Below are 19,345 nucleotides of genomic sequence, written 5' to 3'. Positions count from 1 at the left end.
TCTCCGTGGCGTTGACACTCAGAATATGTGAGGCTCCTCAGAATTTTGTGAATCACTGTCCGTAAACGCACTGTTTACCGGCGCTTTTATGCGCGGCGCTTGGTGGCGGAATCCATCCACACTGCCAGCAGTAAAATCGCGCCTTTAACGATGTACTGCCAGAACGTCGGGACATCGAGCATACTCATGCCGTTATCGAGCGAGGCCATGATAAACGCGCCCATCACCGCACCAGCTACGCTACCGACACCGCCCGCCAGGCTGGTGCCGCCAATGACACAGGCCGCAATCGCATCAAGTTCTGCGATGTTACCGGCAGAAGGTGAACCTGCCCCCAGACGTGAGCTGAGGATGAGCCCGGCAATCGCCACCATCAGGCCATTGATGGCAAACACCGCCAGTTTGCTGCGCTCTACATTGACGCCCGATAATCTGGCGGCTTCAATGTTGCCGCCAATGGCGTAAATACGTCTGCCAAAGGACGTGCGCGATGCCATAAACATTCCGCCGAGCATTAGCGCCACCAGAATCAGCACCGGCGTCGGTACACCGCGATAATCATTGAGCAGATAAATCGCACCCAGCGCAATAATCGCCGTCAGCGCCTGACGCGTGACGTGGCTTTTCGCCGCCGTGACCGGCAGGCCGACTGCCGCACGCTGTTTACGTCTGCGCCATTGCCAACCGATAAACAGCGCCAGAGCGACTGCGCCGATGCCAAAGCCGAAGGAATCCGGCAGATAACTCTGGCCTACCAGGGACATCGCAGGCGTGGTAGGCGCGACGGTCGTTCCGCTGGTGATACCAATCAGAATGCCGCGAAACGCCAGCATTCCGGCGAGTGTCACGATAAACGAAGGTACTTTGCGGTAGGCCACCCACCAGCCGTTCCATGCACCGAGTAACAGGCCCAGCGCCAGCGTGACCACAATGGTCAGCGGCAGCGGCCAGCCTAACCAGACGTCAAAAATAGCCGCTGCGCCCCCGAGCAATCCCATCATTGAACCGACAGAGAGATCGATCTCAGCGGAGATAATCACAAAGACCATGCCCACGGCCAAAATACCTGTGATAGCGGTCTGGCGCAGCAGGTTAGAAATGTTACGTGCACTGATGTACGAGCCGTCCGTCGTCAGGCTGAAAAAGACGATAATCACGGCAATAGCCGCCAGCATGACAAAAACCTGAAGGTTAATGTTCTTCAGCTTCGGGAGCGGCAATGCGCTGCCGGTTTCACCCTCACCCGCCGCAGCAGATGGAGTTCCTGGTTGCGGAAATTTAGACATGAGTTTCACTCCTCAGGGCGGCTTCCATAACCTGTTCCTGACTTAAATTATTGTTATCCAGGCAGGCTTTTACCTGCCCGAGATGCATAACCACCACGCGGTCGCTAAGCCCCAGCACTTCGGGTAACTCGGAGGAAATGACAATAATCGCCATTCCCTGCGCCGCCAGCTGGCCGATCAGTTTGTAAATTTCATGCTTCGCCCCGACGTCAATGCCGCGCGTCGGCTCGTCGAGAATCAAGATTTTGGGTTTGAGTAACAGACAGCGGGCCAGAATGGCTTTTTGCTGATTACCGCCGCTGAGACGACCAATCGCCAGCTCGGGAGAGGAGGTTTTAATTTTGAGCTGTCTGACCGATTCACTGATGGTGTGCTGCTCCTGCGCTTCACGCAGAACGCCACCGCCGCTGAACTGATCTAACGCCGCCAGCGTGATATTGCTGCCCACTGCCATCACCGGCACAATGCCGTCGCGTTTGCGATCTTCCGGCACCATCGCCAGGCCACGGCGCATGGCGTCACGGCAACCGCTGATTTCCACCTTCTCACCGCCAAGCCAGATATCCCCGCTCCAGCGTCCCGGATAAACACCGAAAAGACACTCCATTGTTTCTGTTCTTCCGGCCCCGACCAGCCCGGCAACGCCCAGCACCTCGCCTCTATGCAGGGTAAATCCGGCGTTATCGACGCGTTTGATGTGCCTGTTCACAGGATGCCAGGCCGTGAGATTCTCGACGCGCAGCACTTCCTCGCCAATCTGGCGTTTACGGGGAGGAAACAGCTCGGTCAGTTCACGCCCGACCATCATCGAAATGATGTCTTTTTCCGACGCACTGGCTGCCTCACAGGTCGCAATATGCCGGCCATCGCGGATCACACACAGCTTGTCTGAGATGGCTTTCACCTCATTGAGCTTGTGCGAAATATAAATACAGGCGATATCGTGATGCCTCAGGTCGCGGATAATATCGAGCAGCACGGCAGTTTCGCTTTCGGTTAGCGACGCAGTCGGTTCATCCAGCACCAGCAAACGCACCTGTTTGTTCAGCGCCTTGGCGATTTCCACCAACTGACGCTGACCCAGGCCGAGTTCACCCACCGGCGTGTGTGGATCAATATCCAGCTTCACCTGTGCCAGCATGCGCTGGCAGCGCAAATACATATTGTCGGTATCTAGCATTCCGTAACGACCCCACTCGTTACCCAGAAACATGTTTTCCAGCACGCTGAGTTGTTTCACCAGCGCCAGCTCCTGATGAATAATCGCAATCCCTTTTTGTTCGGTATCGCGTATCCCTTTTGCGGTCAAACGTTCTCCTGCGAAATAAATTTCCCCTTCATAGGTGCCGCTGGGATAAATACCGCATAACACTTTCATTAATGTGGATTTGCCGGATCCGTTCTCCCCGCACAGTGATAACACTTCTCCGGACGATAATGTCAGGCTGATATTATCCACGGCTTTTACCGCGCCAAATTTCTTGGTGATATTGCGCATATCCAGTAAGGCTGATTTTTCATATTTCTCTGGCATAGTATTTTATCCTGATAAAAACAACACGCCGCAAAGACGTGTTGTTTTCATAGAAAACATTGAAAAATTAAAGGTCAGATTTTTTATGGAATCCGTCAGCCACTACGGTGCTTTCGATATTATTTTTATCAACCGGGATCGGTGTTAATAAATAAGAAGGAACCTCTTTCTTGCCGTTATTTAACGTGGCATTAGGTTTTGGCGCTTCCCCCTTGCCTAACTGGACGGCAATTTCCGCCGCATCATTAGCCAGTTTAGTGATCGGTTTATACACCGTCATGGTTTGCGTACCGGCTTCGATACGTTTGATCGCCGCCAGATCAGCATCCTGCCCGGAAATGGCCACTTTGCCCGCCAGACCCTGTGCTGACAAAGCCTGCACCGCGCCACCTGCCGTGGCATCGTTGGACGCCACAACTGCATCAATCTTGTTGTTATTAGCCGTCAGCGCGTTTTCCATGATCTTGAGCGCATTCTCCGGCAGCCAGCCGTCAGCCCACTGATCGCCGACCACTTTGATCTTTCCGTCTTTGATTAACGGGTTCAGCACTTTCATTTGCCCGGCGCGGAACAGCTTGGCGTTGTTATCCACCGGCGAGCCCCCCATCAGGAAGTAATTGCCCTGCGGTACACGGTCTACCAGGCTTTGTGCCTGAAGCTCACCCACTTTTTCGTTATCAAACGAGATATAAAAATCGATATCGGCGTTGTTGATCATGCGGTCGTACGCCAGCACTTTGATACCCTCCCGTTTGGCTTCGGCAATCACATTACTCAGTACTTCGCCGTTGTACGGGATAATGACCAGCACATCGACGCCCCGGTTAATCATGTTCTCGATCTGCGCCATCTGTGTTTCTTCATTACCATTGGCAGACTGAACAAAAACATCCGCACCCAGCGTTTTGGCTTTAGCCACAAAAATATCGCGGTCTTTTTGCCAGCGCTCTAAACGTAAGTCATCAATTGCCATACCAATTTTAATTTCTTTCGCGAGCCCTGACTGGCTGAACAATACTAAAGCGGCACAGGCAGAAAGAATTATTTTATTCATTTTCATCATGTCAGACCTTTTATAAGAATAAGAAATGGCAGATACAGAGAAACTCGTACAGAAATGACTCAAGGATTGTTGACGCTGGGTTATTAATCGGCAATTGCAGATTTTAATCACTGCGTTATGTTTTTTTGTTTATTCTCGGAATTATGATGGAGATCATGGTTTGATTGTAATAAGCACAACATAAGTGCAATTAATCTCGATACATCATGGAGAACGAATAAAAACGCTAAACAGATCGCCTTATTTATGCGATCTGACGCACACTTAATAATTCTATTAATTTGAGTGTGAAATAACGTAATTGTGAGAAACGCCATCAACTCCGAAGATAGAAGCTCAGCCTCCCAGTCCCGCTGGGCCCGTTTTCAAGGAGTTATTCAATGCACGCATATTTCGACAAGCTCGACGCCGTTCGCTACGAAGGTGCTAACAGCACTAACCCGCTGGCATTCCGTCATTACAACCCTGAAGAAGTGATCCTCGGCAAAACCATGGCTGAGCATCTGCGTTTTGCGGCGTGTTACTGGCACACATTCTGCTGGAATGGTAACGATATGTTCGGTGTGGGCGCTTTTGACCGCCCATGGCAGCAACCCGGTGATGCGCTGGAACTGGCAAAACGCAAAGCCGACGTGGCTTTCGAATTCTTCAAAAAACTGAACGTCCCTTACTACTGCTTCCACGATGTCGATGTCTCGCCGGAAGGCGCAACGGTCAAAGAATACATTAATAACTTCGCCATCATGACCGACGTCCTGGCGCAAAAGCAGGAATCCAGCGGCGTGAAACTTTTATGGGGCACAGCAAACTGCTTCACTAATCCTCGATACGGCGCAGGTGCGGCCACCAATCCCAATCCGGAAATCTACAGCTGGGCAGCCACACAGGTGGTTCACGCGATGAACGCCACTCAACAACTGGGTGGCGAAAACTACGTGTTGTGGGGGGGCCGCGAAGGTTACGAAACCCTGCTCAACACTGACCTGCGCCAGGAACGTGAACAGCTTGGCCGCTTCATGCAAATGGTTGTTGAACACAAACATAAAATCGGTTTCCAGGGCACGTTGCTTATCGAACCGAAACCACAGGAACCGACCAAACATCAGTACGATTATGACGTGGCTTCTGTATACGGATTCCTGAAACAATTTGGTCTGGAAAAAGAGATCAAAGTGAATATCGAAGCTAACCACGCCACGCTGGCGGGTCACTCTTTCCATCATGAAATTGCCAATGCGATTGCGCTGGGGATCTTCGGTTCCGTGGATGCCAACCGTGGCGACCCGCAGTGCGGCTGGGATACCGATCAGTTCCCGAACAGCGTCGAAGAAAACGCGCTGGTGATGTACGAAATCATCAAAGCGGGCGGTTTCACCACCGGCGGCCTGAACTTTGACTCCAAAGTACGCCGTCAGAGCACCGACAAATATGACCTGTTCTACGGCCATATCGGTGGCATGGACACCATGGCGCTGGCGCTTAAAGTCGCTGCCCGTATGATTGAAAGCCGCGAGCTGGATAAACACGTCGCACAGCGTTACGCGGGCTGGAATACAGAGTTCGGTCAGCAGATCCTGCAAGGTAAAATGTCGCTGGAATCACTGAGCAACTACGCCCAGCAGCATGCGTTAGCGCCTCAGCATCAGAGCGGTCAGCAGGAACGTCTGGAAAATCTGGTTAACCGTTATCTGTTTAGCTAATTTATCAGGATAGACAACGCCCTGCTGCCGGTGGTTCGCAGGGCGTTGAACGTTCAGGAAACGGGTTAACCCATCAACCTTCTCCCGCGCGCCGCGGTGTATGACCGCCCTGCGTGGAGCAGGAAAAAGGAAAATGTATGTATCTTGGTATAGATCTGGGCACCTCAGGCGTGAAAGCCATTTTACTCAGCGAAGAAGGTCAGGTTGTTGCCAGCCACAGTGAGGCGTTAACCCTTTCCCGTCTGCACCCGTTATGGTCTGAACAAAATCCTGCCGACTGGTGGGCCGCGACGGATAAAGCGGTGACTGCGCTTGACAAAAAACACGCGCTCAAAGATGTCAAAGCCCTGGGTCTGACCGGCCAGATGCACGGTGCCACGGTGCTTGACGCTGATCAGCGGGTTTTACGTCCGGCGATTTTATGGAACGATGGCCGCAGCTTCAGCCAGTGCGAAACGCTGGAAAAAACCGTCCCCGATTCACGCCAGATCACCGGCAACCTGATGATGCCAGGTTTTACCGCGCCGAAGCTGCTCTGGCTGCGTGAGAATGAACCAAAATTATTCGAGAAAATCGATAAAGTCTTATTACCCAAAGATTATCTGCGCTGGCTGATGACCGGTGTTTTTGCCAGCGATATGTCAGACGCGGCGGGCACAATGTGGCTGGACGTCGCAAAACGCGACTGGAGCGAAACAATGCTGGCCGCCACCGGTCTCACGCGTCAGCACATGCCCGCGCTGTTTGAAGGCAATCAGATCACCGGCCACTTGTTACCGGAACTCGCCTCACGCTGGAAAATGGATTCCGTACCGGTGATTGCTGGCGGTGGCGATAATGCGGCGGGCGCGGTGGGCGTCGGGCTGTATAAAACCGGGCAAGCCATGTTATCGCTGGGCACATCCGGCGTTTACTTCGCGGTCAGCGACGGTTTTCTCAGTAATCCGCAGCAGGCCGTCCACAGTTTCTGCCATGCCCTGCCCGACACCTGGCACCTGATGTCCGTGATGCTTAGCGCCGCGTCCTGTCTGGATTGGGCAGCAAAACTCACCGGCACCGCCTCCGTGGGTGAACTCATCAGTCTCGCCGAAAAAACGCCCCCAGCCGCTTCCCCGGTCTGGTTCCTGCCGTATCTTTCCGGTGAACGCACACCGCACAACAACCCGAATGCGAAAGGCACGCTGTTTGGCCTGACGCACGAGCACGGCCCGGCTGATATCGCCCGCGCCGTACTGGAAGGTGTCGGTTTTGCACTGGCCGACGGCATGGATGTGCTTCACGCCACTGGCCTGAAACCGCACAGCATCACCCTGATTGGCGGCGGCGCACGCAGCCCTTACTGGCGGCAGATGCTGGCTGACATCAGCGGTGAAACGCTGGAATACCGTACCGGCGGAGATATCGGCCCGGCTCTTGGTGCAGCCAGACTGGCGCAGATAGCCATGAATGCCCGTAAACCGCTGGCTGAGTATTTACCACCACTGCCGCTGGAGCAGGTTCATGAGCCGGACATGATGAAACACTCAGATTATCTCGCGCGACGCGAAGTTTTCAGGGAGTTATATGTGAGGCTTGAGGGAGTGATGTGATTTCCGATTAGCCATCGGGGGGCGGTTTTTTACTCGCCGTGGGGCTGGGTCGAGAAGATTGCGGTTCCTCGCTTGCAACGGGGACTCTGACCGAGAAGATTTCGGTTTTTCAATTGCAGTGAGGCGCTCTCAGCGGATCGCGCCGAAACCGACCAGAGGAGGAAAGTGCTTTTCCTCCTCTGGACTCCTCCTCGCTTTTTTCAACCAGCGCTGTCGCTGGGTCGATGGACGTGTTCTGTCACTCCGGCGCGTGGCGCGAAATCTTGCCGCTACGCGGTGCCTTCCCTACGGGCTTCGAGCCTTTCGGTCTCGAACCCTCGGTTAGCAAAATTTCTGAGCGCGTCATCTCAACTTTGAAAGAATCGATTCTGAAGCTTCTTTGTTTTTCAAAATTATGAATGTTATGGCGAGGTTGTGAACTAAAAAGCCCCTCGCCGCTTTCAAAAATCACGCTGAAAGGAGAGATGGAAAACCGCGTATTTTTCGCGCGGTTTGTAATCCGACGGGAAGGAATCGCGCAGCGGCGGGATTTTGCGGCAATAGCCTGAGCCGCTGGAAAATAGCCAGCGAGCGGTAACGCGCAGTTAAAAAGCGCGGGTGTCCAAAGGGCGCGTTAACGCGCCCTTTGGGCCAGTTTGGGCGGCGAGCCCAAGGTCTTGGGCTTGATTTTGAATTTAAAAGAAATTTGAAATCAAAAACCCCTACGGATATACCCCCTTAAACACGGTTTTCCTCCGTGGCCCTGTCATGATTTCCTCAAGCGCCTCCACGCATTTGAGATAATGTGGCGTTTTCTTGTGCGCCAGCACCGCTTCGTTATCCCGATAGGCTTCGTAGATGAAGAACTTCGTCGGTTCGTGTTCATCCTGCAACACGTCAAACCGCAGGTTGCCCTCTTCTTTTACCGCGCCCAGATGATTGGCGTGAAACACTTCGAGGAATTCCTCAATTTTGTCCGGCTTCACATTAATCTCAACCAGCGTCACTTCCATGATTTACCCCTTTTCACTCAGGAACAGTTCGTAGGCATGCGCCACGCTGGAATTTTCATGCACCACCGTTTTGACCGCGTGCAACATGGCGACCGGTGATTCGGACTGGAAGATGTTGCGGCCCATATCCACACCCGATGCGCCCTGATCTATAGCCTGATAACACATTTCCAGTGCCTCGCGCTCCGGCAGTTTCTTGCCTCCGGCAATCACAATCGGTACCGGACAACCGGCGGCGATGCGTTCGAAACCGCTGTCCACGTAGTAAGTTTTGATGATGTTCGCGCCCATTTCCGCCGCAATGCGCGTTGCCAGAGAGAAATATCGCTGGTCGCGCGCCATGTCTTTGCCGACGCCGGTGACCGCCATCGTCGGCATGCCGTAACGCATCCCCTGATCCACCAGCTGAATGATATTCTTGATCGACTGGTGTTCGTGTTCGCTGCCGATGTAAACCTGTGCGGCCATCGCGGCAACGTTCAGGCGAAGTGCGTCTTCGATGGCGACGGCCACCGTTTCGTTGGAAAGCTCGGTCAGAATCGAGTTCCCCCCGGAGGCGCGCATTACGATCGGTTTATTAATGGCCGCAGGCACCACGCTGCGCAGCACGCCGCGGGTACACATCAGCACATCGGTATGCGGGAACAGTGGCGCAATGTTGATGTCGATACGCTCAAGGCCGGTGGTCGGCCCCTGAAAATAACCGTGGTCAAACGCCAGCATGACGGTCCGGCCGGAATCCGGATTAAAAATCCGCGCCAGCCGCGACTGCATTCCCCAGTCGAGCTGTCCGCTGCCCTTGAGGAAAAACGCATGGTTATCCTGCGGCGTACCGATGCCGAAGTTTTTACCGTCTCTGATATCATCCAAATCTGCCATTTCAATATCTCCTTAGCTGCAAACCGTTATCGTCAGAAATCGTATTTCGCAATGTTGTCTTTGGTGAAGACCACGCGTTCAGGCAGCAACACGATGCCGTTGCCTTTGGCCTCATACTGGTAGCCCTGCACGCTGTTCGGCACCACTTCCACCGCCCCGACGCCCGGCACATCCAGCTTGTCACCCACGTTGAGTTCGCCTTTTTTCAGTAACTGATCGGCGACGTAAACCGAAATTTTGCCCTGGCTGACCACGTCCCACAGGCCGAACTGTTTCACCGTGCCGCGCTCAACGTACGGGCGCATGACGTTTGGCGTACTGAAGCCAACGATGGTCACATTGGTGCGTTTGAGGTTTTCTGCCGCCTGCGCGGCGGCCGGTAAGGCGTTGGCATCCGGCGCAATAATGGCGTCCAGATCGCCATAAGATTTGAGGATCCCTTCGGCGGTTTGCAGTGATTTGGTGGCATCGTTATAGCCATACTGCGTGGTCACCACTTCCCAGCCCGGATGCTCTTTGGCGATTTTGGCTTTCGCCTCTTTCACCCACTGATTCTGGTCGGTGACCGTCGGGCTGGAGTAAAAGAACGCCACTTTGGCTTTTTCTTTGGTGACCTGGCTGGAGGTCATATCGACCAGCATTGAACCGAGTTGTTGCGGGGTGCCCTGATTGATGTAAATCGAGCGACATTCCGGTTTGGTGTCGGAATCCCAGGTCAGCACTTTCACGCCGCGCTGCATGGCGCGTTTGAGCGCCGGGCACAGGCCGTCCGGCGAAACCGCCGCCACCACAATGGCGTTGTAGCCCTGATTGACGAAGTTATTGATCATCTGCACCTGACCGGACACGCTCGGTTCGGTCGGACCGTCGTAAGTGACATCCACGCCCAGCGCTTTCCCCGCCGCCATAGCCCCGTTGCCGCCGCTGGTGAAATAGCCAACACCCACCAGTTTCGGGATAAACGCAATACGTTCGGCGGCCTGCGCGCTCAGGCACGCAAGGCTCACGGCGCTGGCAATCAGCATGGTTTTCAGCATTTTTGTTTTCATCTTGCACCCCGGTTCATTTGGTGGATAAAGAAGGAGAAGACGCAGACCCGCGCTGGCGATAACGCTGGAAAACACTGCGGATAAGACCACGGTTAAGGCTGGCAGAACGGCCAATCACCACCAGAATCAGCAGCGCACCCGAAAGCGCGCTGGATACCTGGCTGGATACGCCGACCATCTGTAAACCCTGCTGTAAGTACCCGATCAGCAGCGTCGCCAGCGCCGTGCCGAGAATAGAACCTGAGCCGCCGTAAATATTGGCTCCGCCTAACACCACTGCGGTGATCGCGGGCATCAGCAAGGAGACGCCGAGATCAGAGCGTGCGGAACCGAAATAGGAGGTCATGATGATCGCCGCCACCGCCGACGCCAGCCCAGTCATGCCGTATAACGCAAACGCCGTGCGGCTGACCGGCAACGCACCGTAGCGCGCCACGCGGGCATTCTGGCCGATCAGAAAAACGTTGCGACCGGTGCGGCTGCGGTGCATCAGCAGCCAGAAAAACAGCGTGGCGAGCAGGAAAATCAGCAGCGGCATCGGCAGGCCGAAAATCACCTGATTCGCAAAATTCGTAAACGCATCCGGGAAGTTACCGATGCCTTCAAAACCGGTCGCACCCGCCAGCCCGGAAAGCAGTAAGGCGCTGCCGCCAAACAGGTACAGCGTGCCGAGGGTGATCACCAGCGGATTGACGCCGGTATAGAGAATGAGTGCCGCATTGAGCAGGCCGCAGGCCAGACCGAGCGCCAACGTCAGTATGATGGCGAACGCCAGCGGAACCCCCGCCTGACACAACACGCCCAGCGCAATGGCACACAATCCGATGGTCGAACCGAACGAAATATCAATACCACCGCTGACAATCACCAGCGTTAACGGCAGCGCGACAATGCCGATAGTGATGAAGTCGCTGGTGCTGAACAGCAGCGTATTAGCATCCAGCATGCGCGGGTTTGCGATGCCGAATAACGCAATTTCAAGGATCAGCAGCGCCAGCAATGCCACTTCCCAGCCGTAGTTGCGTAAGGAATTCATCACATCACCCCGCTTTTTTTACCGGTGCTTAACCGGCGTGTGAGATGTTTCGGCTGCGGGTTTTTATGTCCGGCAGATTTCTTCTGCACCGGCGGGCTGGCGGCCAGAAAACGGGCATATTTCTGACGACGCAGGTTTTTTTGCAACGCCTGCCGCAATCGTCCGTCGAGTACCAAAACGCCGAGCAATACCAGTCCGGCGATGAAGTCGTTCCACCACGCGGGCAAACGCAGCAACACCAGCACGCTGTCGATTTGCGTCAGGAAATACGCGCCCAATACTGCGCCAAGCAGCGAACCTGTACCGCCGAGCAGGCTGATCCCGCCCAGCACGCAGGCCGCGATAGCTTTCATTTCCAGCCCGCTGCCGGTCTGGTTGGGGACGAAACCGATTTGTGAGGCGAAAACGATCCCGGCGATCGCAGCCATCACGCCGTTGATGCCGAACGCGAGAATGCGCACCCGGTTCACCGCTACGCCGAGCTGGCGTGCGCCCTGTAAATTGTCGCCCACCGCGTAAAAGCTGCGGCCAAACGCTGTCCGGCTGAGCACCCAGAACATCGCCACCAGCAGAACAACCACCAGCCAGCCGAGCGCGGAGACATTAAGAAATACCGGAGCCGACAGGGATTTCAGCCCGGCAGGTAAGCCTTCAATCCATTTGCCGCCGGTCATGAGCAACATCAGGCCGCGGTATAAACCGAGCGTCCCCAGCGTGGCGACAATCGCCGGAATGCGCAGCCAGGCGACCAGTACACCATTGAACAATCCCGCCAGCAAACCGGTGCCGAGTGTCAGTAAGCAAGCCAGCGTCAGGTCAACGCCGCTGTTGAGCAAAACGCCGAGCGTTACCGCGCAAAGGCCGGTGATGGAACCGACCGAGACGTCTATGTTCCGCGTCAGCATGACCAGCGTCGCGCCCATCGCCAGCAGCATCAGGATCTGCGCGCTGCCGAAAATCATGCTCAGGGTCTGGAAGCTGAACGACTGGCTGTCCATCACGCCGAGCAGCGCAAACAGCGCAATAATCGCCATCAGCGCGGTCAGTTCACGGTTGTTTTGAATCCGCTTCAGCATGAGGTTCCTCCGGTGTCAGCCGTCTGGGGATGATTGCCAAAAGCAATGTGCATGATGTTGTTGACGTTGATTTCACTGCCCTGCAATTCGCCACTCATTTCGCCCTGATGCATGACGAAAACCCGGTCGGCAAGCCCTTCAATTTCGTCCAGGTCCGATGAAATCAGAATGACCGTGACGTTCTGTTCCACGACGTTTCGCAACAGCTGATAGATGTCGGCGCGTGCGGCGACGTCAACGCCGCGCGTCGGTTCATCGACAATCAGCACCGCCGGTTGCGCTTCCAGACATTTGGCAATGAGCAGTTTTTGCTGATTCCCGCCGGAGAGCGTGCGCGCCGTTTGTGCGCCGTCGCGATATTTAATGCCCAGCGCGCGGTGATAACGCTCCAGTACCGCGGCTTCACGTTTGATATTCAGCCACCAGTTTTGCCGGTTAAACGTCAGCGACGTGGTATTCCAGCTCAGCGGCGCATCGAGGTATAAGCCGGAGGCCTGCCGGTCTTCCGGCAGATAAACCAGCCCCTTTTTCAGGCGTTGCACGGTGTTCAGCCCGCTGATGTCTTGCTGCATCAGAAGCACCTGACCACTTTGGGCATCACGCAGGCCGTACAGCGTTTCCGCCAGTTCGGTCCGCCCTGCGCCCACAACGCCTGCCAGCCCGACGATTTCCCCGGCGCGGGCGCTAAATGAAATATTGATAAACCCTTCACCGGTGAGGTTCAGCACCTGTAAAACCGGCACGTTCCCCGCCCTGTTTCCTGCCGACGCGTGGCGACGCGATCCGGGTAAATCCAGCCACAGTTTTTGTTCCGCCGGTAAGTCGGCGTCCTGCGTGTGCGGCGTGATGGCACGAATTAAGGCGTCGTTATCCAGCTCGGTCAGCGTCCCGCTCAGGGCAATTTTACCGTCGCGCATGACGCTGACGCGGTCGCTGATGGCGCGGATCTCAGGCAGTTTGTGCGAGATAAACACCACGCCCACCCCGCCCGCCGTCAGATGACGAACCTGAGTGAATAAGCGGGCGGATTCCGCCGGTGTCAGCGAGGCCGTCGGTTCGTCGAGGATCAGCAGACGGGCGTCGCGCATCAGCCCACGGAGGATTTCCACCAGTTGCTGATCGGCCACTTCTAATGTGCCCGCCGGTGCGCCGAGCGGCAGATTGCAACCCAACTCCGTCAGGGTTTGTTGCAGCTTTTTCTCGCTGTTCTGGTGCGCCGGTAAACGGAAGAGGATGTTTTCGCGCACGGTCAGGCTGGGAAATAGCATCGGTTCCTGCGGCACCAGATAAATTCCGGCCTGATGCGCTTTCGCAGGCGAGCGTGCCAGCAGCGGTTCATCGTTTAACAGCATCGTGCCGCAGTCTGCGGTTTCAACACCGGCAATGATTTTCATCAGCGTGGATTTTCCCGCGCCATTGCCGCCGAGCAGCGCATGCACTTCGCCGCGTTGAAGACTGAAATCGATATCTTTCAGTACCGCCACGCCGGAAAAGCTTTTACTGATACCTCTCACTTCCAGAAGTGGCGCGGCAGATATCGGGGAATGTGCTGAATGCTCGCTGTGTTGCATACATCAACCTCAGGCCAGATACATTTAATGAACAAATGTATTTATCATTTAACATTGTTCATAAACCTAGTCTGACACGCTGAGGAAAACTTTTGCGTTGATCACAGTTTGTTCAACTCATAAATTCTGCGATATGATTCAACCAGAATTCATTTGGTATTTGCCAAACACATCACAGTTAACAACATTCCGTTAACGAACAATTGATCTACATTTTGATAAGTGTTCACTATGAATGATAAGACAACGCTTTCTGATCTGACTAACCATCCGGAATTCAGCATGGGCGAAGAGGAACTGCTGGCGCGCACCGCCTGGTTCTATTACCACGACGGTCTGACCCAGAATGAGATTGGTGAACGACTTGGCCTGACGCGGCTGAAAGTCTCGCGTCTGCTGGAAAAAGGCCGGCAATCCGGGGTGATCCGTGTGCAAATCAACTCGCGGTTTGAGGGGTGTCTGGCGCTGGAAAACACTCTGCTCGAACGTTTTGGTTTGCAGCAGATCCGCGTCCTGCCGCAGCTTGCCGACGGTTCGCTGAGTGCCCGTCTGGGTGTCGGCGCGGCGCATATGCTGATGACGTTGCTGAAACCTGAACAACTGCTGGCGGTAGGATTTGGCGAAACGGCCATGAGCACGCTGCAACATCTGAGCGGCTTTATCGCCTCGCAGCAGATCAGGATGGTCACGCTTTCCGGCGGTGTCGGCCCGTATATGACCGGCATCGGGCAGCTCGACGCGGCCTGCGGCGTCAGCATTATTCCCGCGCCGCTGCGTGCCTCATCGGCCAGCGTGGCGGCGATTTTCCGGCAGGAACGCAATGTTCATGACGTCATGCTGGCGGCCTGTGCGGCGGATATTGCGGTGGTCGGCATCGGTTCACTGAACCAGAAACAGGAAGCGACAATCTTGCGCTCCGGTTACATCAGCGAAGGCGAGCAGTTGCTGTTTGGCCGCAAAGGTGCGGTCGGCGACATTCTCGGCTTCTTTATGCAGCGCAGCGGCGAGCTGGCGGAAAACATGGCGGTCCACGATGAACTGATTGCCGTCGCCCCCGCCGATCTGGCCAGTATTCCGACCGTTTTAGGCGTGGCAGGCGGCGTCGAGAAGGCCGAAGCCATCGTCGCAGCGCTGAAAGGTAAACGAATTAACGCACTGGTTACTGAAGAGAGCACAGCAAGAGCCATGCTGGCGTTGCTCGACTGACCCGCAGGGAGTGAGGGGTGTGGCGGTCAGGTAAACGGTGCCCGATAAACTGGCACGAGAGAACGTAGCGATGACCTCTACCCTGAACTCTGACGACGATCGTAGCTATTTAATGGCGCTGGATGCCGGTACCGGCAGTATCCGTGCAGTGATTTTCAATCTCGAAGGTGAACAGATTGCCGCCGGACAGGCCGAATGGATCCATCTGGCGCTGCCGGATGTGCCCGGTTCTATGGAATTTGATCTGCACAAAAACTGGCTACTGGCCTGCCAGTGTATTCGCCAGGCCCTTCACGAAGCACATCTCCCCGCCTCCGCCATCCGCGCCGTCGCCGCCTGTTCGATGCGCGAAGGGATTGTGCTTTACGATAAATCCGGCGAACCGATCTGGGCCTGCGCCAACGTCGATGCCCGCGCCAGCCGTGAAGTTTCGGAACTGAAAGAAATCCACGATTTCGAATTTGAACGCGAAGTGTATGAATGCTCCGGGCAGACGCTGGCGCTAAGCGCCATGCCGCGCCTGCTGTGGCTTGCGCACCACCGGCCCGACATTTATCGTCAGGCCGCGACAGTCACCATGATCAGCGACTGGCTGGCATATATGCTCAGCGGCGAGCTGGCGGTTGACCCGTCTAACGCCGGCACCACCGGTATGCTAGATTTGGCGACCCGCAACTGGCGGCCGGAGCTTTTAGACATGGCCGGGCTGCGCGCCGATATGTTATCCCCCGTCGCCGAAACCGGCACGCGTCTGGGTTACGTGACTGCCAGCGCAGCGGAACTCAGCGGCCTGAAAGCCGGCACGCCCGTCGGCATGGGCGGCGGCGATGCCCAGCTCGGTACGCTCGGTTTAGGGCTGGTGCGCCCCGGCCAGACTGCCGTTTTAGGCGGCACTTTCTGGCAGCAGATTGTGAATTTACCGCAGCCGGTCACCGATCCGGAGATGAACATCCGCGTCAATCCGCACGTCATTCCCGGCATGGCGCAGGCCGAATCCATCAGTTTCTTTACCGGCCTGACGATGCGCTGGTTCCGCGATGCGTTCTGCACCGAAGAGAAAACCCTCGCCGGGCGGTTGGGTGTGGATGCCTACAGCCTGCTCGAAGATATGGCTGCCCGTGTGCCGGTGGGTTCATGGGGCGTTACGCCGGTCTTCTCCGACGCAATGCATTTTAAGAACTGGTATCACGCCGCACCGTCGTTTATCAATCTGTCTATCGATCCGGAAAAGTGCAACAAACCGACGTTGTTCCGCGCGCTGGAGGAAAACGCCGCCATCGTCTCGGCCTGTAATCTGGATATGATCGCCAGTTTTTCCGGCGTGCGCGCAAAATCGCTGGTGTTTTCAGGCGGCGGTTCAAAAGGAAAATTGTGGTGTCAGATTCTGAGTGACGTCACCGGCGTTCCGGTTAACGTACCGGTCGTAAAAGAAGCCACTGCGTTAGGCTGCGCGATTGCGGCAGGTGTCGCGGCAGGCGTTTATGCCTCGCTGGCCGAGACCGGAGAAGCGCTGGTGCGCTGGGAACGGGAATATCAGCCTGATGTGGTGAATCACGCGAAATACCTGGTGCAGAAGGCCAACTGGCAGGAAGTGTATGCGGATCAGCTGAGGCTTGTTGACAGGCAGTTGACGACATCGATGTGGAAAGCACCCGGGTTGTGATGCCGGAGGGTGGGTTGCCGCACAAACAGGCTTAAAAACAAAGACAAATTTAACACCTTGGGCTCGCCGCCCAAACTGGCCCAAAGGGCGCGTTAAGAGATCACTGCAATTGAAAAACCGAAAATTTCTCGATCTATTTAAGAAATGCGCTCGACTTTAAACTGTGGGCGTTGGGCTACCAGCCCAAAAATCAAATACGTTTTCCCCGTTTCTTAAACACCGAGATGGAATACACTTCATTCCTAAATTTCATACTTGCTTATGTGGCGTAGATCACATCTTAATTGTATGATGAATACATCATTCAAGCGGGCAAATCACTATGAGCAACGCATTATCTCTGGCTTTCCACTATATCCGGGCATTTATCCTGATATACCTCTGTCTGTTCGCCGGGAACGCGATTTCATCTCTTTTACCGATCACTATTCCCGGCAGCATCATCGGGATGCTCATCCTTTTCGGGCTACTTTCCACGCAAATTCTGCCGTTTAAATGGGTCAAACCGGGCTGCAATGTTCTCATCCGCTATATGGCGTTGCTGTTCGTGCCCATCGGCGTCGGGGTGATGAACTACTACGAACAGCTGCGTACACAGTTCGGCCCGCTGGTGGTGTCTTGCCTGGTGAGTACGATTATTGTGTTGCTGGTCGTCGCCTATTGTTCCCATTATATTCACGGTGGTCGCGGTGCGGTGACTGACAAGGCGGAGAAGAAAAATGATTGATATTCTGTGGTCACTTCCGCTGACGCTGCTGGTGTTTTTCGCCGCCCGCAAACTGGCGATCAAACTCAAAATGCCATTACTCAATCCGCTGCTGATGTCGATGGTGATTATCATCCCTCTGCTGCTGGTCACGAATATCCCTTACACCCGCTATTTTGCCGGCAGTAAAATTCTCAATGATTTGCTGCAACCCGCCGTCGTCGCGCTGGCGTTTCCCCTTTACGAGCAACTGCACCAGATCCGCGCACGGTGGAAATCCATCATCAGTATCTGTTTTATCGGCAGCATTGTGGCGATGACCACCGGGACCGCGATTGCGTTATGGATGGGGGCGACGCCGGAAATAGCCGCGTCAGTGATGCCTAAATCCGTCACCACGCCGATTGCGATGGCTACCGCGCAATCCATTCACGGTATTCCGGCCATCAGCGCCGTGTGCGTTATTTTTGTCGGGATCCTGGGCGCAGTTTTCGGCCACAGCATTCTGAACGTGCTGAAGATCACCACCAAAGCCTCGCGCGGTCTGGCGATGGGCACCGCCTCTCACGCACTCGGCACCGCCCGCTGCGCAGAAATGGATTATCAGGAAGGCGCTTTCAGCTCGCTGGCGCTGGTGATTTGCGGGATTATCACTTCCCTCCTCGCCCCGTTCCTGTTCCCCGTCCTGCTCACCTTATTTGGTCATTAGTCCGTTTCATTGATCACCTTTTCCTCGAAATAGTCCGGATTGGATCAAGGCGGCAACTGAACGAATTCCCGGGAGCATGCAATAAGTATGTGACCCGGGTGAGCGAAGGCGCCAACGCTGAGCCAGTTCGGAATATGAAGAGGAAAAAGCGTATGTCACTTCAACCTTAGAAAAAGTGACATACAAAGCTGAAGGTACCCGGTTTAAGTACAATCAGAAAAGGGTCTGCGTGTCTGCTTTAGCCACAGACGGCAGTCGATAACGAAGAGAGTAAGCGGGCGCGTCAGGTGACGCGCCGGAAGAATTACGAATTCATCTGGAACAGGGACATCCCCTGCATGGCGCTGTAGGTTTTGTAAGAGGCCTGAAGCGCAACCTGTTGTAGCGTGTATGTCGAAATTGCGGATGTCCATTCGGTATCGACCAGATTACTGAGTTTGGTCGAGTTTGCCACGTCGCGGTTATCGCCGAGCGTATCCAGATTATCCAGTTCGCTCATCTGAGTACCCAACTCTGAACGCACAGACAGCACGTTGTTGAGTGAGTTGCTCAGCCCGCGGTTGGCTTTGCCGATCGCATCTGAATATTCGGTATCAGACGTGTAATCCGCAGAAGGCGTTTTCAGCGCAGTCAGCGCACCGTCGATGGTTTTGAAGATATCGGATTCGCTGGCGGAGCCATCGGGTTCCGCTTTTGCATCGCCGGTTAAGGAATCGAAAACCTGATTACCGGTATGGCTGATGGTCATGGTACGGCTGGCATCCACCTGCTGGGTCAGCGCTGTCGTGCCACCGGTATAGGTTACGGCACCGGTCGTCGCGTCCTGCGTGTACGGCGGCGTATCACTTTTGTAACCGGCAAAAATGTAACGGCCATTACCGTCGGTGCTGTTTGCCAGGTTCAGAAGCTGAGATTTCAGGCTTTCGAGTTTAGTCGCCAGTGACGAACGGTCGTCGTCGCTCAGGGAACCGTCACCGGCCTGAACGATCAGCGTCTGCGCATCCTGAATGGTGGATGTCACGCTGCTTAGCGTCGATTCCTCCTGACTCATGCTCTGGTTGGCAAAGGTACGCGCCACAGAATACTGCGCGTTTTCTGCCTGTGCCTGACGAACCAGTACGGCCTGTGAAGCAGCCAGCGGATCATCGGAAGGCTTGCTGACTTTCGAGCCGGTGGACAACTGTAAACCGGTCGCCTGGAAACGGTTCTGACCATCTAACACTGCGTTCATGTTCTGGTCGTAAATCATGTTGGTACTAAGGCGCATGGCATCAGTTCCTTATCAG

16 protein-coding genes are annotated in these 19,345 nt (G+C 55.1%); 6 read left to right on the top strand and 10 right to left on the bottom strand.

Going from position 1 to position 19,345, the window contains the following annotated elements:
- Window positions 1-86 precede the first annotated feature (86 nt).
- The 3 genes from xylH to xylF form a co-directional block, all read right to left on the bottom strand.
- Window positions 87-1,286 (bottom strand): xylose ABC transporter permease XylH, encoded by a 1,200-nt coding sequence (gene xylH / locus ACLBVC_RS10140; protein ID WP_410149495.1) that lies wholly within the window; start codon window positions 1,284-1,286, stop codon window positions 87-89.
- Window positions 1,279-2,820, bottom strand: coding sequence for a xylose ABC transporter ATP-binding protein (locus tag ACLBVC_RS10135; protein ID WP_410149494.1), 1,542 nt, complete (start codon window positions 2,818-2,820; stop codon window positions 1,279-1,281). Before ACLBVC_RS10135 ends, xylH begins: the two co-directional genes overlap by 8 nt.
- Before the next feature lie 67 nt (window positions 2,821-2,887).
- Complete coding sequence (xylF, locus tag ACLBVC_RS10130; RefSeq protein WP_410149692.1) at window positions 2,888-3,880, bottom strand: D-xylose ABC transporter substrate-binding protein; 993 nt, start codon at window positions 3,878-3,880, stop codon at window positions 2,888-2,890.
- A gap of 383 nt (window positions 3,881-4,263) precedes the next feature.
- Here xylF and xylA point away from each other — a divergent pair, with 383 nt between their 5' ends.
- Complete coding sequence (gene xylA / locus ACLBVC_RS10125) at window positions 4,264-5,583, top strand: xylose isomerase (protein ID WP_410149493.1); 1,320 nt, start codon at window positions 4,264-4,266, stop codon at window positions 5,581-5,583.
- A gap of 137 nt (window positions 5,584-5,720) precedes the next feature.
- Window positions 5,721-7,172: a xylulokinase gene (gene xylB / locus ACLBVC_RS10120; RefSeq protein WP_410149492.1), complete on the top strand. Its 1,452-nt coding sequence runs from the start codon at window positions 5,721-5,723 to the stop codon at window positions 7,170-7,172.
- A 701-nt stretch (window positions 7,173-7,873) separates the two neighbouring features.
- Here xylB and lsrG read toward each other — a convergent pair.
- Genes lsrG through lsrA form a run of 6 tightly spaced genes read right to left on the bottom strand, consistent with a single transcriptional unit; the run spans window position 7,874 to window position 13,775 of the window.
- On the bottom strand, window positions 7,874-8,164 hold the full coding sequence (gene lsrG, locus ACLBVC_RS10115) for a (4S)-4-hydroxy-5-phosphonooxypentane-2,3-dione isomerase (protein ID WP_410149491.1): 291 nt from the start codon (window positions 8,162-8,164) through the stop codon (window positions 7,874-7,876).
- Window positions 8,165-8,167: 3 nt separating this feature from the next.
- Complete coding sequence (gene lsrF, locus ACLBVC_RS10110; RefSeq protein ID WP_410149490.1) at window positions 8,168-9,043, bottom strand: 3-hydroxy-5-phosphonooxypentane-2,4-dione thiolase; 876 nt, start codon at window positions 9,041-9,043, stop codon at window positions 8,168-8,170.
- Window positions 9,044-9,075: 32 nt separating this feature from the next.
- Window positions 9,076-10,080 (bottom strand): autoinducer 2 ABC transporter substrate-binding protein LsrB, encoded by a 1,005-nt coding sequence (gene lsrB, locus ACLBVC_RS10105; RefSeq protein WP_410149691.1) that lies wholly within the window; start codon window positions 10,078-10,080, stop codon window positions 9,076-9,078.
- Window positions 10,081-10,105: 25 nt separating this feature from the next.
- Window positions 10,106-11,128, bottom strand: a complete 1,023-nt coding sequence (gene lsrD, locus ACLBVC_RS10100; protein WP_410149489.1) for an autoinducer 2 ABC transporter permease LsrD — start codon at window positions 11,126-11,128, stop codon at window positions 10,106-10,108.
- The gene (gene lsrC, locus ACLBVC_RS10095) at window positions 11,128-12,204 is read right to left on the bottom strand and encodes an autoinducer 2 ABC transporter permease LsrC (RefSeq protein WP_410149488.1); all 1,077 of its coding nucleotides are present in this window, start codon (window positions 12,202-12,204) and stop codon (window positions 11,128-11,130) included. Before lsrC ends, lsrD begins: the two co-directional genes overlap by 1 nt.
- Complete coding sequence (lsrA, locus tag ACLBVC_RS10090; RefSeq protein WP_410149487.1) at window positions 12,198-13,775, bottom strand: autoinducer 2 ABC transporter ATP-binding protein LsrA; 1,578 nt, start codon at window positions 13,773-13,775, stop codon at window positions 12,198-12,200. The genes lsrC and lsrA overlap by 7 nt, the downstream gene beginning before the upstream one ends.
- A gap of 231 nt (window positions 13,776-14,006) precedes the next feature.
- Between lsrA and lsrR the strand changes: the two genes are divergently transcribed.
- From lsrR to ACLBVC_RS10070, 4 genes are all read left to right on the top strand, one after another.
- Window positions 14,007-14,981 carry a transcriptional regulator LsrR gene (gene lsrR, locus ACLBVC_RS10085; RefSeq protein WP_410149486.1) on the top strand — a complete coding sequence of 325 codons (975 nt, stop codon included), beginning with the start codon at window positions 14,007-14,009 and terminating at the stop codon, window positions 14,979-14,981.
- Between the two features lie 70 nt (window positions 14,982-15,051).
- The gene (lsrK, locus tag ACLBVC_RS10080) at window positions 15,052-16,644 is read left to right on the top strand and encodes an autoinducer-2 kinase (RefSeq protein ID WP_410149690.1); all 1,593 of its coding nucleotides are present in this window, start codon (window positions 15,052-15,054) and stop codon (window positions 16,642-16,644) included.
- A gap of 322 nt (window positions 16,645-16,966) precedes the next feature.
- Entirely contained in the window at window positions 16,967-17,371 is a 405-nt protein-coding gene (locus ACLBVC_RS10075; protein WP_410149485.1) for a CidA/LrgA family protein, read from the top strand.
- On the top strand, window positions 17,364-18,059 hold the full coding sequence (locus ACLBVC_RS10070; protein ID WP_410149484.1) for a CidB/LrgB family autolysis modulator: 696 nt from the start codon (window positions 17,364-17,366) through the stop codon (window positions 18,057-18,059). Before ACLBVC_RS10075 ends, ACLBVC_RS10070 begins: the two co-directional genes overlap by 8 nt.
- A 304-nt stretch (window positions 18,060-18,363) precedes the next feature.
- Here the strand turns inward: ACLBVC_RS10070 and flgL are convergent, their stop codons facing one another.
- Window positions 18,364-19,326: a flagellar hook-associated protein FlgL gene (flgL, locus tag ACLBVC_RS10065; RefSeq protein WP_195814613.1), complete on the bottom strand. Its 963-nt coding sequence runs from the start codon at window positions 19,324-19,326 to the stop codon at window positions 18,364-18,366.
- Window positions 19,327-19,345 lie beyond the last annotated feature (19 nt).

It is taken from the genome of Rahnella selenatireducens, assembly GCF_046449555.1.
Lineage (GTDB): Bacteria > Pseudomonadota > Gammaproteobacteria > Enterobacterales > Enterobacteriaceae > Rahnella > Rahnella selenatireducens.
This window is presented reverse-complemented; position numbering and strand designations above follow the sequence as displayed.

Excerpts from the sequence above, each read along its gene's own strand:
- xylH (WP_410149495.1), bottom strand. The coding sequence starts at position 1,286 with ATGTCTAAATTTCCGCAACCAGGAACTCCATCTGCTGCGGCGGGTGAG.
- ACLBVC_RS10135 (WP_410149494.1), bottom strand. The coding sequence starts at position 2,820 with ATGCCAGAGAAATATGAAAAATCAGCCTTACTGGATATGCGCAATATC.
- xylF (WP_410149692.1), bottom strand. The coding sequence starts at position 3,880 with ATGAAAATGAATAAAATAATTCTTTCTGCCTGTGCCGCTTTAGTATTG.
- xylA (WP_410149493.1), top strand. The coding sequence starts at position 4,264 with ATGCACGCATATTTCGACAAGCTCGACGCCGTTCGCTACGAAGGTGCT.
- xylB (WP_410149492.1), top strand. The coding sequence starts at position 5,721 with ATGTATCTTGGTATAGATCTGGGCACCTCAGGCGTGAAAGCCATTTTA.
- lsrG (WP_410149491.1), bottom strand. The coding sequence starts at position 8,164 with ATGGAAGTGACGCTGGTTGAGATTAATGTGAAGCCGGACAAAATTGAG.
- lsrF (WP_410149490.1), bottom strand. The coding sequence starts at position 9,043 with ATGGCAGATTTGGATGATATCAGAGACGGTAAAAACTTCGGCATCGGT.
- lsrB (WP_410149691.1), bottom strand. The coding sequence starts at position 10,080 with ATGCTGAAAACCATGCTGATTGCCAGCGCCGTGAGCCTTGCGTGCCTG.
- lsrD (WP_410149489.1), bottom strand. The coding sequence starts at position 11,128 with ATGAATTCCTTACGCAACTACGGCTGGGAAGTGGCATTGCTGGCGCTG.
- lsrC (WP_410149488.1), bottom strand. The coding sequence starts at position 12,204 with ATGCTGAAGCGGATTCAAAACAACCGTGAACTGACCGCGCTGATGGCG.
- lsrA (WP_410149487.1), bottom strand. The coding sequence starts at position 13,775 with ATGCAACACAGCGAGCATTCAGCACATTCCCCGATATCTGCCGCGCCA.
- lsrR (WP_410149486.1), top strand. The coding sequence starts at position 14,007 with ATGAATGATAAGACAACGCTTTCTGATCTGACTAACCATCCGGAATTC.
- lsrK (WP_410149690.1), top strand. The coding sequence starts at position 15,052 with ATGACCTCTACCCTGAACTCTGACGACGATCGTAGCTATTTAATGGCG.
- ACLBVC_RS10075 (WP_410149485.1), top strand. The coding sequence starts at position 16,967 with ATGAGCAACGCATTATCTCTGGCTTTCCACTATATCCGGGCATTTATC.
- ACLBVC_RS10070 (WP_410149484.1), top strand. The coding sequence starts at position 17,364 with ATGATTGATATTCTGTGGTCACTTCCGCTGACGCTGCTGGTGTTTTTC.
- flgL (WP_195814613.1), bottom strand. The coding sequence starts at position 19,326 with ATGCGCCTTAGTACCAACATGATTTACGACCAGAACATGAACGCAGTG.